1 protein-coding gene is annotated in these 205 nt (G+C 60.0%); it reads right to left on the bottom strand.

Annotated elements, in window-relative coordinates; all coding sequences use genetic code 11:
- Nucleotides 1–205, bottom strand: a 205-nt coding sequence (locus AWT72_RS09400; RefSeq protein WP_156413175.1) for a TIM-barrel domain-containing protein, incomplete at both ends; no start/stop codon positions are given.

Consider the following 205-nt stretch of genomic DNA (forward strand, 5'->3'; position numbering starts at 1 on the left):
ACCGTCGCTTCGTCATAGTTGGTGGTGAACGAGGTCGTCAGCCACAGACCAAACGACCATGCCGGCGGCAGCGCCGGGCGGCCGGTGAACTGCGTATAGCGGTTAAGCACCGCTTTCGGCGTCGGGCCGTCGATGACGAAGTACTCGAGGTATTCGCCTTCAACGCTGAACTGGACTTTAGAGACTTTCTCCGAGCCCACGAGAC

The sequence above is a fragment of the Oceanivirga salmonicida genome (genome assembly GCF_001517915.1).
Classification (GTDB): domain Bacteria; phylum Fusobacteriota; class Fusobacteriia; order Fusobacteriales; family Leptotrichiaceae; genus Oceanivirga; species Oceanivirga salmonicida.